Here is a 21,170-nt window from a genome sequence, read left to right as displayed (position 1 = left end):
TATATAAGTAAATTTTATCTCTATGTAAATTTGTAATGTGACCCTAATTGAAGAAAAAGAAAACAAATTATACAACAATGGTGTTTTCTATAAAAGGGGAATTTATAACTTCAAATAAAGAATTACTACACACATATCCTAAGTCGAAACAGTTAAAATGATCCCTGTGTCTCAGCTAAAATGGATAACATTTTTAGCATGGAATTAAATCAAAAAAAACGGAGGTGAAGATTAAAGTACATCTTGTTTCTCTTCAAAGTGTTACGTATATTTAATAAATATAGATTATTTAATACTTTATATTTGTTTTTTTTATTAAAAAACAAATATGTATCCTATTTTTGCTCGGGACGATTGAGACACATCAGATCGAAACAATGTACTATTAAAAAAAATGTTGGCTATTGTAAAACGCTACTAAATTTTAACCAAACGTGAAGAACCTACCTATTGTCAGGCTACTAATATGTGCCTGTCTGTTATTAACCGCATCTGTCTATCCCTATGTATTGAAAGCCCAGGGAGACCAGACTGCGATCACTGTAAAACTAGGCACCAGCCAAACTACAGGTGCCTGGCTGCATTTACCGGATGATTACAACAGTACATCGACCAGTTATCCTCTTTTAATTTTCCTGCATGGCGTAGGAGAGGGGGGAACTGATGTCAACGCTGTATTAGCGCATGGTGTACCAAAGGTAATTGCAAACGGTGCAAAGATGCAGTATACAGTCAATGGAAAGTTGTTTAAATTTATCGTGGTATCTCCGCAAATCCCCAATGGATGGGCAAGTGAGACCATGGTGCAAAGTCTACTGAATGATATTAAATCAAAGTACAGAGTAGATGCATCCCGTATTTACCTGACCGGGTTAAGTGCCGGTGGTTATGGTGTATTAAATTACATCGCGTCCGGTACAACCTATTCAGATAACCTGGCTGCTATCGTACCCGTGTCTTCAGCAGCAATTGATGCAAATAAATTTGCAGGACTATGTAATGTCGCCAGCAGCAAACTTGCTGTATGGATGCTCTGTGGCACCAGCGACAGCTTTATTGGCAACCAACGTGATTACATCGCTGATATGAAGGCGTGTAGTCCATCTATCACACCTATTGCTACCGAATACAGCGGTGGTACACACAGCGATGATGTTTGGGACAAAGCATATGATCCCAACCACACTTACCAGAATCCTAACATTTACGAATGGATGCTTCAATACAGCCGCAACAACGTTTCTTCTACCATATCCGCTCCTGTAGCTGCCGTAGCCTCTTCCAGCCTGACCATAACCTTACCAACGAATAGTACTACTTTAGATGGTTCCACTTCTACCGGCACCATTACTACATATGCATGGACGCAAACCTCAGGTCCTTCTACTGCTACACTGAGCAGTACCAGCACTGCAAAGATCACTGCCAGCAACCTCGTTGCCGGCACTTATGTTTTTAAACTAACGGTATCTAATTCTGCCGGGAGTAGTTCACAGACTGTAACAGTAGTGGTGAAAGCCGCTGCAACAGCCGCTCCGGTGGCAGCAGTCGCCTCTTCTTCCCTGAGCATTACATTACCTACCAACAGCACTGCTTTAGACGGTTCTTCTTCTACCGGTACCATCACCAGTTATACATGGGCACAAACTTCAGGTCCTTCTACTGCTACACTGAGCAGCACCAGCACTGCGAAGATCACTGCCAGCAACCTGATAGCTGGTACCTATGTGTTTACACTGACCGTGAAGAACACTACAGGTAGCAGCAGCAAAACAGTCACCGTAACCGTAAATGCCGCTACCGGTGGCAAGACCGCCTGCGCCAGTTGCAAGTTCCTCATTACACCAGGTACGGATGGCGGTGCATATATTAATGGTAACAACCTGGGTGTTCAACCAGGTGATACCGTATGTATCCAGTCAGGTAGTTACGACTATATCCAGTTCTTCAACATCACCGGTACCACTGCCAAACCAATCGTATTCATCAACTGCGGTGGCCAGGTAAAAATAGGGAATGGTGGTAGCTATGGTTTTGTATTCAACAATGCCAAATATTTCAAAGTAACGGGTACAGGTAGTTCAGACACTTATGGCTTTAGTGTAGACGGAGTGAGCAAGAAACTGAACGTAGGTCTTGGTATCAGCAAGGGATGTACCGATTATGAAGCGGATCACTTTGAGATCACCGGCTCTGAAGTAGGGGTGATGGCAAAAGTAAACCCTGATTGCGATGTCAACAACCAGTATCCAACTTTCGCTATCAGAAATGTAAAACTGCATGATCTTTATATACACGATGTAACCGGCGAGGGTATGTACATTGGTAACACCGCGCCAAATGGTGAAACGTCTACCTGCAACGGTGTATCTACCACCTTGTTACCTCCACGTATTTATAACCTGAAAATTTACAATGTTATCACTGCCAATACAGGTTGGGATGGTATCCAGGTAGCTTCCGCACCTGAGAATGTAGAGATCTATAATAATAAGGTATCTAACTACGGTGTTCAAAACAAAGGTAGCCAGCAGGCGGGTATCATCCTTGGGGGTGAGTCCAATGGTAAGGTCTACAACAACACGGTGATCAAAGGTACCGGTAACGGTATTGAAATATTCGGTACAGGTCTGAGTTACGTTTACAACAACATCCTCAGCGATTGTGGTATAGATGGTACCAGTGCAGGCCAGGATGCCATCTTCATCGATGACCGCCCTACCAAACAGAACTACAAACCACTGCAGGTGTATGTAATGAACAACACCATCGTCAACTCAGGCAGAGATGCGATCCGTATGCAGAATTCAAATGGTACAGATGGTACCGGCAACCTCTTTGTCAACAACCTTGCGGTAAAACCTGGTTCACTGGCTTCCAGGGGAGCACTCGCATACCTGACTATTCAATCCGGTATTTCATACACATCTGCAAATGGACTGAACTATCCGGATGCTGCGACTGTGAAGTTTGTAGATGCAGCTAATAAGAATTTCCACCTGGCAACGGGTTCTCCTGCCATCGACCAGGGCAAGGATCTAAGCGCTTATTTCAAAATTGATATAGATGGCAACGCCCGCCCACAAGGCAGCGCATACGATGTAGGTGCCGATGAATATGCATCCGGTACTGCTGTAAATGTAGCGCCCACTGCCAGTGCAGGTACTGACCAGACCATTACTTTGCCCGTTACAACTGTTACACTTAATGGTACCGGATCTACTGATAGTGACGGAACCATTAAAACTTACAAATGGGTACAAACTTCGGGTCCTGTAACTGCCACTTTCAGCAGTACGGCCATCGCCTCGCCGGTATTGACTAAACTCACTGCTGCAGGCACCTATGTATTCACCCTGACTGTGACGGATGATGATGGCGCTACCGCTACTGATGCTGTAACCATTACTGTGAATGCAGCGAATGTAGCACCTACTGCCAACGCTGGTACAGATCAAACCATCACCCTGCCTACGACCACTGTTACCCTGAATGGTACAGGTTCCAAAGACTCTGATGGTTCTATCAAAACTTACAAATGGGTACAGACCTCTGGTCCTGTTACTGCTACCATCAGCAATACAGCTATTGCTTCGCCGGTGATCACTAACCTGAAAACTGCGGGAACTTATGTATTTACCCTGACTGTGACGGATGATGATGGTGCGACTGCTACTGATGCTGTCACCATTACTGTGAATGCAGCGAATGTAGCACCTACTGCCAACGCTGGTACAGATCAAACCATCACCCTGCCTACGACCACTGTTACCCTGAATGGTACAGGTTCCAAAGACTCTGATGGTTCTATCAAAACTTACAAATGGGTACAGACCTCTGGTCCTGTTACTGCTACCATCAGCAATACAGCTATTGCTTCGCCGGTGATCACTAACCTGAAAACTGCGGGAACTTATGTATTTACCCTGACTGTGACGGATGATGATGGTGCGACTGCTACTGATGCTGTAACTATCACCGTAAAAGCTGCGACTATTGCGAATGTAGCACCTACTGCCAATGCTGGTACAGATCAAACCATCACCCTGCCTACGACCACTGTTACCCTGAATGGTACAGGTTCCAAAGACTCCGATGGTTCTATCAAAACTTACAAATGGGTACAGACCTCTGGTCCTGTTACTACTACCATCAGCAATACAGCCATTGCTTCGCCGGTGATCACTAACCTGAAAACTGCGGGAACTTATGTATTTACCCTGACTGTGACGGATGATGATGGTGCGACTGCTACTGATGCTGTGACTATCACCGTAAAAGCTGCGACTACTTCTACACCTGTTGCCAATAAAGTACCTGTAGCCAATGCGGGTAGCGATATCACCATCACGATGCCGAGGAACACCACTACCATAGATGGATCTGGTTCTACTGACAGTGATGGCGCTATCGTATCTTACAAATGGACACAGGTATCTGGGCCGTCTACGGCATCTGTACCGTCTTCTACTGCTGCGAAGACAGATATCAATCAGCTCTCTTATGTAGGTACTTATGTATTCAGACTCACAGTGACTGATGATGATGGGGCAACTGCAACCGATGATATCAATATAATTGTGAAAGCAGCCAGCAACAATAGCCTTGTGGCCAATGCAGGTGCAGATCAGAGCATCACCCTGCCAACTGTGAATACAGTGACACTGACGGGTGCCGGATCTACTACCAATAATTATATCTCTTCTTATAAATGGGAATTGGTGAGTGGAACTGCTGCTGCAGTGACCATTCTGAATCCGGCTTCTGAAACACCGGTAATTACATTCTCACAGGCAGGCACTTATGTTTTTCGTCTCACCGTGACAGACACATATGGCGCCACCGCCACCGACGAAGTATCGGTGTATGTGAATGGCAAGTCTGCGGCTGTGGATGACAGCGAAGTCACTATGCAGGTGTATCCTAATCCTGCCAGTACCTCTCTCAACCTGAAGCTGGTGGTGAAAGAGACGGCCAATCTTGTTGTAAGAATATTTAACAGCAACGGGTACATCAGGGGTACTTATTATTTGGGTACCACGAATACAGTAATGAAAACCTTTGATGTAAGTGGTTTAGCAAACGGGCTGTATATTCTTGAAATAACGGATGGTAAGTCCATGAAACTAACCAGTAAGTTTATAAAAGTGAATTGAATGAGAAATGAGGGGGTATCATAAATAAATGAAGCTCCTGAGAATCGTTTAAATGGAATCTGCTTCCATCAGGTATCCGAATTAATAGAGGGTGTATCTAACCTGGATACACCCTCTATTTTTATTACTTTTTGTATTGCAACATCCACTCGTAAATATTCATACCATACTGCTTATTCTTCGTATCATACAGTGCTTTCCAGGTATGATGTGCAAATCCATCCAATATAGTTAGCTTAGCCAGATTTGGCTTATGAGAGTTCGTACTATCCTTATACCGCTCACACTCTTCCAGAAAATGTGGTTCGTCCGTCCCAGCCAGGTACCAGGTGGCGATATTCGCATCTGCTACCAGCTTAAAGCGTTTCATATTCGCTTCATCAATCGTTGCTACCGACATGGGTACTGCTGCCGCAATACGGTTAGACAGCGTCGCATTATCCGTCATAGCCATCACCGTCGCCCAGCCGCCTGCACTGTAACCAGTGAGGTATATCCTGGAGCGATCTACCCTGTAATGTTTCTCTACATCGTCCAGCAGGCGTTTGATCTCTGCTGGTTTCAGTCCCCAACTAGGCGCCTGTGGCGCAACAACAATGAATTTATACAGTTTACCATCAACGGGATTTACAGCTTCTATTTTCTCTCCATTATTGATCCAGTAAGGAATACCTTCCATGTATAACTTAGACAGATCATGTCCTGATTTGCTTTTTCCATGCAGAAAAACGATCAGGGGGTACTCTTTTTTGGACTTATTATAATCGTCCGGGAGCTGCAGCAATGCCCCTATTTTATTCCAGGGATTTACCGGAATAAGAATACTGTCCATTCTGTGCTGCGCATAGGTGTTCACTGTTTGTATGCACATTACGAACAAGAGTGCAACAATTGTAGTGGTACTTTTTACCATGACAAATAATTAGTTTTAATGAATGAGCCCGGGTTACTGGGCGATAACAGTCTCCAGCTTCACGCCGATCAGCTCTTCGATTTCCAGCTTTACATTAGCCAGGTCTCTTTCCAGATTCAGCTTCTTGGTTCTGTCATTATTATACAACTGTGATGCGGATGTATATGATTCGTAAGAAATGCTGCCTGCCGCCAGTTTGCTTTCTGCCTGTGTGAATGCTGCAAAATCATCTTCAGTGATTTCGTTTTGCATAGCCAGCAATTGTTTGTTCATCAGGTAGTCGTGGTATTTGGACAATACCATTGCTTTGATCTGTCTTTTAGCTGATTCTTCCTGTGCAGAGGCGATGTTTACATTCGACCTCGCTACTTTTACATCAGCGCCTTTACCAACCAGGGAGCCCAATGGCACATTCACACCTACGTTCCAGAGCGGGTAGTATACCTGTGCACGATAGTCGCCCGAGTTTTTGAAGCGACCCAGTGTGACATCATTGAAGTTTGCACTGAGGGTCACGTAATTTAGCCAGTTACCCTTTGCTTTATTGAGCTCATATTCTGCTCTTTGTTTTTCGTATACTCTTACTTTAAGGTCTGGATTCTCGTAAGCGAGTTGTACCAGTTTTTCCTGGATGTCTTCTGCAGATACATCTTTGGAAGGGGTAGACGGTAAAGTCTTGTTTTGTGCGCTCATTGTGAGGCCTGTAGCGAGGAAAATTAAAAGGATGCTGATGTGCTGTTTCATGTTGTTATAGTTTTTGCTTGGTCTGAATTTGTATGAGAAGGTGTTTCGAAATCTTTCATTTTTACGATGATGGCCATGGCGCTGTAAAAGAAGAATGCGCCGGGTATCTGCCCGATGGCCACCTGTGCGTAGTGTGCGATGATGTAGGCATATAGCCCTGTTACAATAGCTACATATAGCGCCCTGACCTCCTGGGTCCTGGCCCGGTAATATCCTTTTACTCCTACCAGGAGCGTCACAAAGAATAGCGTCATGGTGATTATTAGCCCGATCCAGCCCGTTTCGAGTGCTGTCCGTAGGTAACCACTATCCGGGGGGAAACCTGCCAGCGGATGGCCTGGATTGTACTGTATACCCAATACCCCGGAAGTTGCTACACCACCCCCGATGGGATGCCGCAGTATATAAGGTTGTATATGATGCCTGTTTTCATCCCTCACGTTCATCGATTCATCATCTTTGAGGTGAAAGGACGTACGTATACGGTTTACCGTATTATTGCCGGAAAATGGGCCGAACATGAGCACCACGATAAACATAAAGAACCCTGCCATAAACAGCAATGTTCTACGGTTCGTGATGGTCATCAGAAAATAGATAGCCAGCCCCCCGGGTATCATAAAGTAAGCCGTACGCGTACCGGAAAAGGCCATACCCAGGCACATAATGATAATGCCCACTATGAGCCAGTTACGTTGTTTTGGCTTTTGTGTGGTCATGGCCAGTACTATGGCAAACACAATGCTGCACGCCATCAATATGCCATAAGCAGTAGGGTCGGAGAGGAAGGAGAACTTCCTGATCTCACCACCCTGGAAGTACAGTCTGTAACGCACCGGATCACTTACTACCCAGTGCTCTTCAAAGCCCAGTAACCCAAACCACTCCTGGAAACAGCCATAGGCACCGCACAGTACGGACAGGAATAACCAGAGTTTGAGATAATCTTTTACATCTTTGACACTGTTGAATGTGAACAGGCCGATAAAATAGATCATCACGAAGTTGACAAACTTGCGCACGGTAAATATCCAACCCGATACTGAGTACATAGAGGGGTTGAACAATTCGATGAGCAGAAATCCCAGGTACATAATGTACATGTAAGAAACAGGATTCTTCATATACTGCCAGATGCGCTGCTTATGAATCGTCTTTCTATAATACGCGCCGATGAAGGTCACCGCTGTCAGTACATCGACGGCCACACCCATGGGGAGCGTATCGTCAGACATGCGCTTAATGTAAAACATAAAGAAACCCAATACTGTCGTGATCAGAAAACCCAGACGGGTATTGAACAAACAGATCAGGGTGACCATGCCACCCAGCAAACCTGCTGAGATGATCATACCTATGCGGTAATCTTCGTAGCCCACCAGCAGGCTGATGCTGATGGCAACTACTAACACAGCGGCAAAGGCCAGTGGCTTGTCAAGTACACCGGATCCTCGCAGAGGTGCTGCTCTTGTGATGAGTGATTGTCGCATATCTTAGAAGAATAAAACTTTTAATGCCAGGAAGAACAACGTGAATCCGATGAAGAGTGTCACGGTGATCTCTAATAACCGATCGTCTGAAAACCTGTTATCTTTCATGCTTCTACGTTTTGAGTTTGTTCAAGGTATGCCCCCATTAATGCAATACACTGTTCCCAGGTATGTGAAAATGCAAAGGCTTTTCTTGCTTCCTGCAGTTCGGTGTTGTCACCTTCCTGCAGGGCGTTGTGGATGTTTGTGATGTAGTCATCTGCTGTCTTGCAGAGATATACATAAGGTGCAAAAATCTGCATCGCTACCGTATCTGTTGCTACCACGGGTTTGCCCAGTGCCAGGTATTCGTCTATCTTACGGGGATAGTTACCTATGGTCATCTCATTCAGCTCCTGTGGATTGATACATACATCAAAAGTGCTGAGCCATGATGGAAGTTCTCCTCCATGACGGGCACCCATGAAGTGTACGTTCTTCAACTGATGCAGCGAACTGTTACGGAATGCCTCGTCTTCCGGCCCTACCAGTACCAGTGTCCATTCAGGACGTTGTGTAGCAATCTGTTCCAGCAATGAGATGTTGAGCCGGGAAGTGATCAATGCACCTACATACCCGATCACAGGCCTTTTGAAATCGTTGAAAGGTGGATTTTCTTCTTTCGTCCAACCAAAATCACAACCCTGTCCGATATCAAAAGATGCTTTGTTATACTTTGCACCATATGCTGCGAGGTAAGCTGAATTGGCAGCGACCATCGTAGCTTTCTGCATGAGCAATGGTTCCAGTCTTACACCATGTTTTTTGAAATATGGCTGACTGGTCAGGTTATCCCTGATATAGTAGATCGTTTCCTTTACACCTTCCAGCAATTCAGGCAGGTATTGTGCACGGAAAAAATCATTATCGATAAACAACAACGCATCGTTAAATCCCAGTCGCTTGGCTGCCTGGTTGATTTCGCGGGCGAGTCTTTTATTGTTGACTAAGTTGATCCTGTCAAAGATCGATGGCACTGGAATCCAGTTGATAGATTCCAGTACGGTGCGTGGATCCAGGGTCCAGAGCGAAGCAGTGACAGGCTTCAGATCGTTGGTGTTGCCACGGAGGCTTGCTTTTCTGGTCAGCACCATTTCGTCATCGCTGGATCTGATGGCAGAGATCCTGTCAAGTGCGCGGTTTACATACAGTACACGGTTGTATTGTGACAGTTCCTGCGCCATGTTCTTACAGTTACTCCCGATTTTAATATCCCAGGGCTGTAAGCCTACTACGATTATATCCCTGTTCCTGATCATCTTGCTTTCCATTTTAGTAAATAACGTTGCTGTACCACGGAGATCGCTTCCGGGTAGAATTGCAGCATATATTTTCCCACATTGAGCAGGCTGGTATTGAGCTTACGGTAAAGTATGGTCTGCGTGATAATGAAGCAGATGCCATATGAGGTCATGGTACCATAAGCAGCGCCCATCAGTCCCATCTGCCGGGTATAGAACATGCAGATGAATATATTACAGATAGCCGTTACAGTGATTACATAAAAATTCAGTTTGGGAAGGCCTATTGAATCCATAATAGTGCCAAACTGCTTGATAAATGGCAGAAACAGGCCATAAAATATAGTGACCTGCAAAATTGGTATTGCTTCCATGTATCCCTGACCTGCAATGATGCCGATCACCAGCCTGGGTAACAATAAAATAGCGAGGCTGGCGGGTACTGCGATAGCGAGAATACTGCCTACAGCTCTTTCATAATAGTACTTCACCATTTGGAGGTTTCCGTCTTCCATCATCTTCGCTGTTTTAGGAAATAAAATATCACCTAATACCTGCGAAGGCACATCTACGAGATTGGATATACGCAAACATACATTGTACAAGGCGACTGATGGTGTTCCTAAAAAAGAAGATATAATAAATGTATCTGTATTACGGAACAAAGAAGCGCTCACGTTCGTACCAAACACCCATCTGCCAAAGGTCCAGAGTCTGGTAAACCATTCCTTATGATACTTAATCTGACGGGTCACAAAGTTCCGGGCAAAGTACCCCGATACAAGGGTGCCACATACCAAACCTGCATCGAAGTAGGCGATAAGGTGTGTGAGGGTAATATTATGATCAATCAGCAAATGCGCAACGATCAAAATGAAACTCGTACCCTGACGGCTTAAATACCCCCAGAAAATACCCCTGAAGTCAGCATTGGCATTCTGTACCCATTCAAAGTGAGAGAAGGGAATTAACAACAATAAACCGGGCAGGAACAGGTACATCACCATCGCTAATGGGGGTGCCTGTAATAGCTTGCTCACGGGAATGATAAAGGCTGCGATCAGTATACCGATCAGGACTGTGATTACAATATTGAGGTATAAAGCAGCGGACTGTATATGGGGGTGTTCTTCCGCTGCGTGACCATTGATGTATTTGATCACAGCGTTTTTAATCAGACTTTGTCTTATGATCTCGATAATACCGGTATATACGAGAAAGAGGTTCCATACGCCCATGTCAGATTTGGTCAGTGAGCGGGTTAATACCAGCACACTGCCGATCCCGAACAGGAGTACGGCGATTTTCTGTAATCCGCTGTAGATGCCGGATTTCAGCCAGTAGGTGTATTTCGGGTTGCTCATTTTTTAGCTTAATTTAAGTTCCATGGGCTTTTCCAGGCTATACAGCCACCATGCACCTGCGCGCATAGCTGCTTTGTACAGCAGGATGGGGATCACAACGGCAAAGCATAAACAGATCACTAACAACACTGGCAGGTAGGTGATGTGAAACACCTTTACCAGGCACATACGCACAGCCGATGCGACCAACACATGAGAAACGTAAATGTAAAGTGAATGGAATCCTGCTACCCGCAGCAGCTTTACACTGCCATATCGCTGTAACAGGAATGATATATTGATCATAAATGCACAACCCACAAGGGCGATGAGCGCAAATAATATTGGTTGATGTTCTTCTACAAAGAGGTTGTACGTCCCTAAATTCGTCATCAGGAAGTAATACTGGCCTGCGGCAAAGAAGGGCAGGAGGGCGGCAAACAATCCCCAGCTGCCATACAGTGGATACTTCGTGCTATCCAATATCTGATCCGCAACCAGTTCGCCGATAGCGAAGAAGATATAGAAATGACAGATGTCGTAAATAAAGCCGAGATCTATATGATGTACGGAGATATAACTGCTGTACATATAAGCTGCGAAACCGATCACCAGCTGGTGCCAGATCTTCAGCCGCAGTTTTTCTTTCGTAAGTATATACAACACTGTTACATTGAATAATGCATAGAGGTACCAGAACTGATCGATGCGGCGGGGGTATATAAAAATATACCCGTAATCCGCCCACCCCCTGTCTGCATTCACCAGTCCACTCAGGCAAATCTGAATGGTGATCTGCAATGCGGACCATAAAAGATATGGATACAGCAGGATGTTGAATTTATTAACGATCAGGTTTTTCATCCCTCTCTTTGCCAGACTTTTACCAATGAACACACCAGACAGGATGAAGAACAGGGGCATACGGAAACTGTAGAAAATGATGTTTGCATTTTCCAGCCAGCTAAACTGTGCAGCCTCCACACCTGAACGGCTGATGCCTTCAAAGATGTGACGGTACAGTACCAGTATGATGGCAATACCCCGTGCGTAATCTATCCACGCCAGCCTGTTGCCCGGTTTCGCTGTGCTCATTACAGATCTATATTTTCAGGTTCAACAAAATTAAATATTGCACCACTGAACTTACCATTCAGACTATGCAGGAACGAAATCGTCTCTCTGTCTGTCTGGTTCACACCTGATCTTGCAGATACTACGGTAATGATAGTATCCGCATACTGCATCAGTTCTTTACTATCTGCGCGTTCATTCAGTGCAGCACCTTCCAGCAGAATGTAATCATATTCCCTGGTGAGTGCACCCAGGTATTCCAGCAGGTTGCCTGGTTTCAGTATTTCAGCAGGCGTATATTCGCCACCTTCACAACCAATGATAAATACATTAGGCATGGCAGTAGGAGAGATGAGGTCTGCGATCTCTTCGGAATTAAATTCATTAGCATTAAAGCTCTCCAACACGGGCTTCGCTTCAAATTCCTGTGTCAGTGTGTTATGTGGGAACTGTGTATCAATGATCAATACTTTCTTATGACTCAGACTTAAGCTATATGCCAGTGCTTTCAGAATAGTAGATTTACCTTCGCCCGGTTTGCCACTGGTAAGCAGGAAGATCTTCTTACCACTGTGCTCCATTTCGAAACGCAGCTTACGCAGGAGTTCACGGAAAGCAGCCGTATCATGTTGTTTGAGGGTTGGATCGGTAAAGATATCTTCCAGTGGCGTTTTCTTCAGGTTGATCCTGTTGACAACGCCCAATAGTTTCAGTTCCAGAATACGCAGGAACTGGGTCGGCGTCTTGATGCTTACATCAATGTATTCCAGGAAGATAATGAGGATACAGCAGAACACCGCTACGGCCATACCAGCCATTGCGATAATGATGATACGTTTGGAAGGTTCTGGTTCAACCGCAGGCTGACCATACAGGATCTGGTGGAAGTTATCCATCGGTGCGATCTTGTTGTTCACCGCTGCATCGTAACGGGATTTGATGCTTTCATATTCCTGTTGTGCCAGTTCTACTTCTTTTTGCAGCGCGAGGTTGTTTGCACCTCTTGACGCAGCAGCGCCCATGGAGCCATTCAGCTGTCTGATCTTTTGTTCGTAAAAAGCAATGTTCTGTTGGGCAGATCTTACCTGCAGGTCCAGGTCGCTTTTCTTCTGTTGCAGATCGGCCCTGGTGGTACCCGGACTTGCGGCACTTGGAGCTGCAGACGCAATAGCCATCAGTTTGGCAGAATAATCGTTTCTTGCCTTTTTGTATTTATTATACAGTTCCGGATCGGTCCCTCCTTTGCTCTGGTATTCATTAGAAGCATCATTCATTTTTTCACGGAGGGTGGCCAGCTCTGAATTAGCGCTATTGGTAGATGCTGCATTCTGTGAGCTGCTTCTTTCCATTTCAGACAGACGCTGGGTCACCTGCTGGCTGGCCAGTTGTGCACTGTTCAGGATGGCTTTTTCGTCAGCGAGTCTGCTTTCGAAGTTGGAGATCTGTTCCAGTGTGTTAGAACTTTCCACAGTGGCATCGAGGGTACCCATTGTTTTGATGTTACCAATCTTGGCGTCCAGTTCTTCCCGCTTCTGGTCTACCAGTTTCTTCAGTGTTTCGATGTTCTGAACGGTTTGCTGGTTACGGCTGGATTCATAGTTGCGCATGAATTCAGTTACTACCTGGTTCACGATATAAGCACTCAGCTCCGGATTGATAGAGCGGTACTGGATATCGATATAGTCAGTTCTTTGTACCCGACCTACGTACAATACATTGCGCATTGTTTCGAGGTCATATCTATATATCATCATCAGTTCCTGGATCTCCCTTTCCCGGGGATCGAAAGAACTGAGCAATTGTTCTTCGTTGTATTTTTTGGTGAGAATTTCAATCGCCTTCTGCCTGTTCAGTTTACGATAAACAGGGTTTTTGCGATCCTCTACAGAGGGTACCCTGTAGGGTTTGTCAGGGTTTTCCAGGTCATGGAGCATGAGGCTATAGCCAGTCATACCTAATACCCGGGGTGACTTGATGGCTTCGACAGCGTTGTTGAATTTTACATCAATTTCATACACGTTGAAGCTTTCATCTTTAAGTTTTACCTGGTCACTCATGGTGTACCCGGTAGCAATTTGGGAAACAGACTTGTACAGTTTTTCCTGGTTGAGGGTTAACAAAAAAGCCGCCAGCACCGCTATAAACGTGCTGATGATGATTAACCATTTTCTCCTCAGTAGTGATTTGAATAAATAAATCAAATCCATATCGGCGTATTCTTTAAAGTGTAAAAAAATCTAATCTAAAAGGACCGAAAAAATCCGGTTCACACCGGACTTTTTCGGTAACAAATAAGTAATCAATCAAAGAATGGTAATTATCAATACTTAATTCTTAATCAACTTCACTGTCTTAACTACATTTTCTCCATCTAACACCCGCAGGATGCAAGGACCAGCTGGAATCTGAGATGTACTGAGATCGACATTGATACGTTGACTGCCGGCATCCAGTTTACCAAGTGATCTTGCGTAAAGGATCTTACCGGAAATATCTGAAACTACGATGCTCACGTTGCTGCTGGTCTTACCGGCATTTGTCATATCCAGGGTTACGCTGGAAACGAACGGATTCGGATAAACATTGGTCAGCGTCACTTTGTCCGTTGCATCAGTATTAGTCAGCTCACCTGTCAGGTAGTTGTTCTTCTTAGCCATGATCAGGGATGGATCCAGGTCGCTGCTGTTCGGCGTATACTGTTGAATGACCAGGGCGCCGATGTAGCCGTAGATGGAGTTACCACCTGCTTTTACATTGATGAGCGCTTCACCGTTTGCATCAGGAACGATATCGTTGATCTGAACGGTATTGCTGGTGTTGTAAGAAGCATTCAGCGAAACAGTAGTAGTACCAACGGTGTAGTTGGTCGTTCTGTCTCCGTCGCCATCGCGGCTTGCGAAGAATACGAAGTTGTAGCGCTTAGCCAGGTTCAGACCGGAGATCTTCAGCTGACCATTCACATTGATATCTACCCAGTAGGTGCTGCTGATTACGTTGTCAGGATAGATACCTGAGTTGTTACCAGTGTTCATACCATAAGGGTTGTCTCCTGTGAAGGCCTGTGTGATGGTCATGGTCAGACCGGTATTATTGCCACTTTCATCTTTCAGGTTCGGGAACGTAGCACCCAGGGCAGGGCCGGAGTTGGTATTGTTCCATGGAGAACCTGCAGGAGTGTATACGTTACAATTGATGTACACAGCGTTGATGAAAGTAGAAGCACTTGCTACATTGGTAAAGTCAGAACTGGCAGTATCCTTAATAGCGCGGATCTTATAGTAGTAGCGGGTATCTGTTCCCAGACCTGCATCTGTATAAGCGTTCACGTTGTTACCTACTGTAGTCAGCAGGGAGAAGTTACTGTTGTCAGTAGAACGGTATACCTGGAACCCGGTCTCATTCGTTGAGTTATCCTGCCATTTCAGATTGATACTGGTTTTGCCGGTAGCAATTGCAGTAGCGTTGGTAGGATTGAGCGGAGAACCGTTGTCGATGTAGTATTGTAATACTACAGAGTTGATATAACCGTAAGTTGCGCCGGTAGACTGTTTCACAGTGAACTGGATAGCGCCGGTGCTGTCTGCAGAAATACCGTTGATCTGAACTGTATTGGTGCTGTTATTCGCAGCGTTCAGCGTAACGGTGTTGCTACCTACTGTAAAGTCAGTGTTCTTATTATCATTACCTGTACGGCTACCAAAGAAGATCAGGTTGTAGCGGTAAGTGGAAGACAAACCGGTGAACTTGATTCTTCTTGCTGTAGACTCACTGGTGTAGTAAGTGGTCGCAATAACGTTGTCAGGATAAACGCCGCTGTTGTTGCCGGTAGAAGCACCGCTTGCGTTGGTACCGGAGAAGGCATCCAGCACAGCGATCTTGATGGCGGTAGCAGCGCCGGTTTCGTCGATGGCGTTATTGATAACAGCTGTATTGTACGGATAAGTATTGAAGTTATTCCATGGTGCGTCTGCAGGCAACGTCTGGTTGAAGTTGAAGTACAGTGATGTCAGGTTCTTATCCCTGATGTAGATCACAAATGTTCTTGTAGCACTTCCACCATTGTTGTCAGTAGCTGTGATGGTCACGGTATACTTACCTACGTTTCCGGCAGCAGGAGTGATGCTGATAGCACCTGTACCATCGCCGTTATCAGTCAGTTTAGCGAATGAAGGCAGGTTGGTTGCTTTCAGTGTCAGGATGTCGCCGGCATCGTCAATAGCGCGGAGGGCAACGGTTGCGGTTTCGTTATTCTTGATAGTTACACCTGCAATGCTGTCCAGTTTAGGTGCATTGTTGCCGGTAGTGATTGTAACGGTATCAGAGAATGCAGAATTACCATTTCCATTGATTGCCCTGATAGCGTAGAAGTAAGTCTTGTTTGCCCTGGCAGAAGTATCAGTGTAGCTTACGGCATTTGCAGCGGCTGTTGGTGTGAGCAGGCTGTAAGCACCTGTTCTGGTGGCAGCGCGCCAGATTTCGTAAGCGGTTTCGTTGAAGGCAACATCTTTCCAGGTGAGGTTCACACCAGTTGTACCGCTGGTTACAGCCAGGTTGGTGGGTTTGGCCGGTGCGTTACCATCATCGTAAGATACTTTCACCACCATTGCATTCAGGTAGCCATAAACAGAGCCGGTACCATTCTGCAGATCGATGCTGATTTCATTGTTCGCATCAGGAGCAACATTGTTGATCGATACTGTATTTTTGGTATTGGAGGATGCCTGTAAAGAAACGGTAGTCGTACCGATGGTATAATTAGTAAGACGGTTGTCAGTTACATCCGCACGTGCACCAAAGAAAGTGAAGCTATACTTGCTGGTGCTACTCAGGCCATACAGTTTCAATGTTTGCTTGGTTGTGTTTGTCCAGTAAGCAGTTCTCATTACGTTGTCTGGATACACACCGGAGTTGTTGCCGGTATTGGTACCATAGTAGTTAGAACCGTTACCCAGTGCGCCCCAGTTACTTACAATCTTAATACCTACGGTAGTGGCTACGCTGTTCTGATCTTTCAGATTAGGGAACAGGTCGTTTTGTACCGGTGCCTTGTTTGTACTGTTCCATGGAGAGGATGGAGGATAAGATCCATCAGAGAAATTCACATAGAGCGTACGACTTGGATCCACATCCGTCACTGTGATAACGAAGGTTTTGGTATCGATACCACCTTTACCATCGTTCGCATTAACAGTCACATTGTAAGTACCTGCATCGATGTAGGTAGGAGCGAGGGCAATCGTCGCATTGTTACCACTATTAGTCAGTGTAGCGAAAGAAGGCAGGCTGCTGGCGGTCCAGGTGATGGTGTCAGTTGCGTTGCCATCAGTAGCGGTCAGGCTGATAGAAGAGGTAGTTGCTTCTGCCAGTGTTACACTATTAACAGTACCAATCACTGGTGTGTAGTTGTCATTCACGGTCAGGGTGAAGGTAGTGCTGGCAGTACCGCTATGCTGGTCAGCAGCAGTCACAGTAATGTTGGCATAGGTACCCTGATTTGTAGTGGCAGGATTGAAAGTCAGCGTTGCCGTACCGTTCCCCGTGTTGGCAAACGTTCCGAAGGAAGGTACATTCGCAGCCGTGAGCGTCAGGGTTTCGCCATCTGCATCAGTAGCGGTGATGTTCAGCACGAGCTGAGTGCCATACCTCACTGATCGGTTGACCAGCTGTGAGATCACAGGAGGAGTGTTGAGTGTGTAAATTCCGGTGCTGTTAGTGAAGAGAGAGTAACCACCTTCATTCTTTGCACGCACCTTATAAAAGTACTTCACGTTGGCAAACAGCGCAGAGTCGTTGTACACGGCTGTGGTCGTGCTGTTTGCAGCAACAGTGGTGAAGAGTTTAAACGTTGTGCTGTCATTTACAGAACGGTAAATTTCAAAGCCGGTTTCAGTAGTGGAATTATCTTTCCAGCTTAACTGAATCTTGTTTGGACTTACAGCAGTCAATGTCAGGTTAGTCGGAGCAGTAGGTATCGCTGGTGTAGCCAGGGTAGTCGCCCTCATATTTTTGTAGAGGAAAGCACTGTCTGGTATGAGGCGCTTGCTGAGGCCAGGGCCTGCATAGCTGGCAGATAATGTCTGGCTACCACTTTGTTCAAAATAAGTGACAGTGATAGGATATCTGCCAGCAGTTAGGGTCTTGGTACCGGAACGTTCGGTAGTCCCCTGCAGGTAATTATTGTTCACTACCAGTTTGCTCTCGCTAAAGCCTCCGATATATAATTTACTGCCATCGTCTGAAGCAGTATAGAACGTATAAGTGCCGGTAGTTGGAATATTAATATACCCATCGAATTTGAGAGCGAAGTAATCTTCACGGTCTCTTACATCCAGGGTAATATTATTGGTGGTACCGGATATAGATGGTGTGAGTGAGTTGAAAGCAGGCAAAGTACTGTAAGTGCCAGGATATTCACCCCAGAACAGGCCACCGCTTTCAGCAGGATTGAAGCCAGAGTTACCATATTTATTAATTGCTTTAACGCGGTAGTAGTATGTAGTAGAAGCTACAAGGTTACTATCGGTATAGCTCGTTACGTTTGCAGCGGTTGTAGCTACAGTGGTGTAAGGTCCACCCTGAGTAGTAGCACGGTATACTTCAAAACCTGTTTCGTTGCTGCTGCTGTCTGCCCATGTCAGTTTAATCTTGTTATAGGCAGTGGCAGTCGCCAGCAGGTTACCAGGGTATTTAGGTACAGCACCGTTAGTCACAGTCTTCTTAAAGTAGTCAGCGGAGATCTGGGTGGCAGTAGTAATACCATTTGCAGTATTCTTCCAGGAGAGGGTGAATGACTGACCACCTGCGATTTCATTGTAGGCAACTGCAATTTTGTGCATGCCGGCAGTGAGGTAGATGGTACCTTCTCTGTCCTGTGTACCATGTGCACCATCGTTGTTCACGAGTGGGGTTACAGAGGCATCGTACTTACTGTCTATCCAGAGTTTACTACCATCATCAGAGTTGATGATGAAAGTATAGTTGCCGGATACAGGGATACGGATTTCACCTTCCCATACAAAGCCGAAGTAATCAGCATCTGTCGCTACGCTGATATCAGGGGTAGCAGAGTAACCGGTTGCATCAGGCGTCAATGTATTAAAGTCAGGCAGTGTACTCCAGTTACCGGTGTAGTAGCGCCATGCGAGGCCGTTTGCCACGGCATAGGCGGTAACCTGGTTACTGCGTGCAGAAGAGTTGCCTGCTACGTCTCTTGCCTTTACGACGAAATTATAGAGGGAATCGCTCTTCAGGCCATAAGCGGTGAAGGTTGTCTGATCGTTTCCTACAGTGTAAGATTTGATACCATTCACATAGATATCATATTTATATACACCTACATCGTCGGTGGAGATCGTCCATGACAGGGAAGCCTGGCTGGAAGTACTACCGGTAATGGTGAGGTTGCCCGGAGCAGTAGGTGCGGTATTGTCTACCTGTGTCTGGGTCACAGCCTCGTTGCTGTTGGCAGCAGCGCTGCTGTCGTTTACAGCACGTACAATGTAGTAGTATTTAGTATTGGGGTTCAGCAGGCTGTCAGTATAAGTTGCCGCGTTAGCCGCAGTTAATTTTATGAGGGTATATGGTCCACCGGAAGTAGATCCGCGGTATATCTCATAACCTGTTTCATTGTAGGTAGCGTTTGGATTGTCTGTCCAGTCGAGGGTAATGGCTGTTTTGGAAATAGCCGTAGCTGTGAGACCGGAAGCAGGTGCTGGTGCTTTAGTACCAGCGGCAGGTACGACATAGAATGAAGAAGACCATTCGCTGGAACAACCATACAGCTCAGTTACTTTAGCACGGTAAGAGCCGGCGGTGCCTGCATTGTAAGTTTGGGTAGTAGCCAGTGTAGTAGTGTCCGTAGCACTTGCCCAGCGGTAAGAAGTATAACCGTCAGGCAGTGTCAGTGTCACATAAGAATTCCCGTCCGGAGCAGGGATCACCTTACTCATCAGACCGGAAACGGTGATAGGAGGGGTTTGTGTGGCTGATTTTTCTTTTACAACAACAGGTGTTGCAGAATAATCAGACCATACAGCACCTCTCTTTATTCTCGCATCGTAGGTACCATAAGCGGTCACTACCAATTCGTTTGTAGTAGCGCCTGGGATAGTCACACCATCCTTGCGCCATTCGTAACCATCAAAACCAGCAGCTAATCCTAAAGTAACATTTACAGTTTCTCCAGGGCAAAATTCGTTGTGCCCGGCTGTAGGCCAGGGGTTGGTTTTATTCTGCCTGTTAATCCAGGGCCAGAAATCAGTTTCGTTCCATGCGTTGTCCCAAATACCATGACCCCCATTAGGGTATAAAGTTTCTTTCCAGTTACCGCCTGCGAGAGAGTCGGCGGTCATAACCTGTGATGTGGTGTTAGGGTGAGGATTGTTGTCCAGACCACCCTGGAAGAGCCAAAGAGGAATGTACTTGAAGGTGTTGACCTGGTCTTTGTATGCTACAGAGCAAGCGCTGATAGGGAGGAAACCTGCTACCAGTGTAGGGTAAGCAAACATAAATTCCCAGGTGGCGGAGCCACCTGCGGAAAGACCGTCAACAAAGATGCGATTGATGTCCAGCTTGTTGCTGGCGATGAGTGTATCGATGATCTGCTTTACAAATGTGTAGTGAGATGCACCGAAATAGCCGGTGGTGTTTTGGGGTACCAGCACAAAGCCATCGAAATTTCCATTGTCTACAGCAGCGCAGAATTTGCTACCACCATGGTAAAGAGAATATTCGTTGTCATAAATGCCACCACCTTCACCTTTACCGTGGAAGAAAATAAAGATGGGGTACTTCTTACCATCTGTTACACCTTGCTGATAGCTTTTGGGAAACTTGAGGCGAAAAGGCATCCCATTCAGGTAGTAACACTTGTAAGAGTCTTTGTTAGTAAAATTGACGTCGCTCCGATTGGTACGGACCCATTTGCCGATCGTACCCCACGATGGTGCGGTAGGAGGGTTATTGGGGTCGTAATTCACAACGGCGTCGCCTGAATTGAATATCTGCGCCATGGCCATATGACCAAAGCACATGATTAAAAACAGACAGATTGCGTAAAATTTCCTCATATGGATAAGTGTTTCAGTTGTAAACCGATTAATTAACTTACCCAGCAAGTTTTGGCAAAACTGCTCACATGTATCTTAACAACTTATTCGGCGCCAACTCAA

The 21,170-nt window shown here is 45.7% G+C and carries 9 protein-coding genes; 1 reads left to right on the top strand and 8 read right to left on the bottom strand.

Translation table 11 applies throughout. The features are described from left to right. The first annotated feature begins 434 nt into the window (after positions 1–434). A complete protein-coding gene (locus SIO70_RS21665; protein WP_320574230.1) occupies positions 435–5,156 on the top strand; it encodes a PKD domain-containing protein in 4,722 nt (1,573 codons plus the stop codon). 124 nt (positions 5,157–5,280) lie between these two features. Here the strand turns inward: SIO70_RS21665 and SIO70_RS21660 are convergent, their stop codons facing one another. From SIO70_RS21660 to SIO70_RS21625, 8 genes are all read right to left on the bottom strand, one after another. Further along, positions 5,281–6,069, bottom strand: a complete 789-nt coding sequence (locus tag SIO70_RS21660; protein WP_320574228.1) for a prolyl oligopeptidase family serine peptidase — start codon at positions 6,067–6,069, stop codon at positions 5,281–5,283. Between the two features lie 33 nt (positions 6,070–6,102). Beyond that, positions 6,103–6,813, bottom strand: coding sequence for a TolC family protein (locus SIO70_RS21655; RefSeq protein ID WP_320574226.1), 711 nt, complete (start codon positions 6,811–6,813; stop codon positions 6,103–6,105). Further along, on the bottom strand, positions 6,810–8,303 hold the full coding sequence (locus tag SIO70_RS21650) for an O-antigen ligase family protein (protein WP_320574224.1): 1,494 nt from the start codon (positions 8,301–8,303) through the stop codon (positions 6,810–6,812). The genes SIO70_RS21655 and SIO70_RS21650 overlap by 4 nt, the downstream gene beginning before the upstream one ends. Positions 8,304–8,407: 104 nt before the next feature. Then, positions 8,408–9,601 carry a glycosyltransferase gene (locus SIO70_RS21645; protein ID WP_320574222.1) on the bottom strand — a complete coding sequence of 398 codons (1,194 nt, stop codon included), beginning with the start codon at positions 9,599–9,601 and terminating at the stop codon, positions 8,408–8,410. Next, a complete protein-coding gene (locus SIO70_RS21640; protein ID WP_320574221.1) occupies positions 9,598–10,947 on the bottom strand; it encodes a flippase in 1,350 nt (449 codons plus the stop codon). Before SIO70_RS21640 ends, SIO70_RS21645 begins: the two co-directional genes overlap by 4 nt. A gap of 3 nt (positions 10,948–10,950) precedes the next feature. Further along, positions 10,951–12,021: an acyltransferase gene (locus tag SIO70_RS21635; protein WP_320574220.1), complete on the bottom strand. Its 1,071-nt coding sequence runs from the start codon at positions 12,019–12,021 to the stop codon at positions 10,951–10,953. Next, positions 12,021–14,207: a GumC family protein gene (locus SIO70_RS21630; protein ID WP_320574218.1), complete on the bottom strand. Its 2,187-nt coding sequence runs from the start codon at positions 14,205–14,207 to the stop codon at positions 12,021–12,023. Before SIO70_RS21630 ends, SIO70_RS21635 begins: the two co-directional genes overlap by 1 nt. 120 nt (positions 14,208–14,327) lie before the next feature. Continuing rightward, entirely contained in the window at positions 14,328–21,068 is a 6,741-nt protein-coding gene (locus SIO70_RS21625; protein ID WP_320574216.1) for a fibronectin type III domain-containing protein, read from the bottom strand. Between the last annotated feature and the right edge of the window lie 102 nt (positions 21,069–21,170).

The organism is Chitinophaga sancti, from assembly GCF_034087045.1.
Taxonomy (GTDB): Bacteria; Bacteroidota; Bacteroidia; order Chitinophagales; family Chitinophagaceae; genus Chitinophaga; species Chitinophaga sancti_B.
The sequence above is the reverse complement of the archived record's forward strand: the minus strand, read 5'-3'. Positions and strand labels throughout refer to the sequence as shown.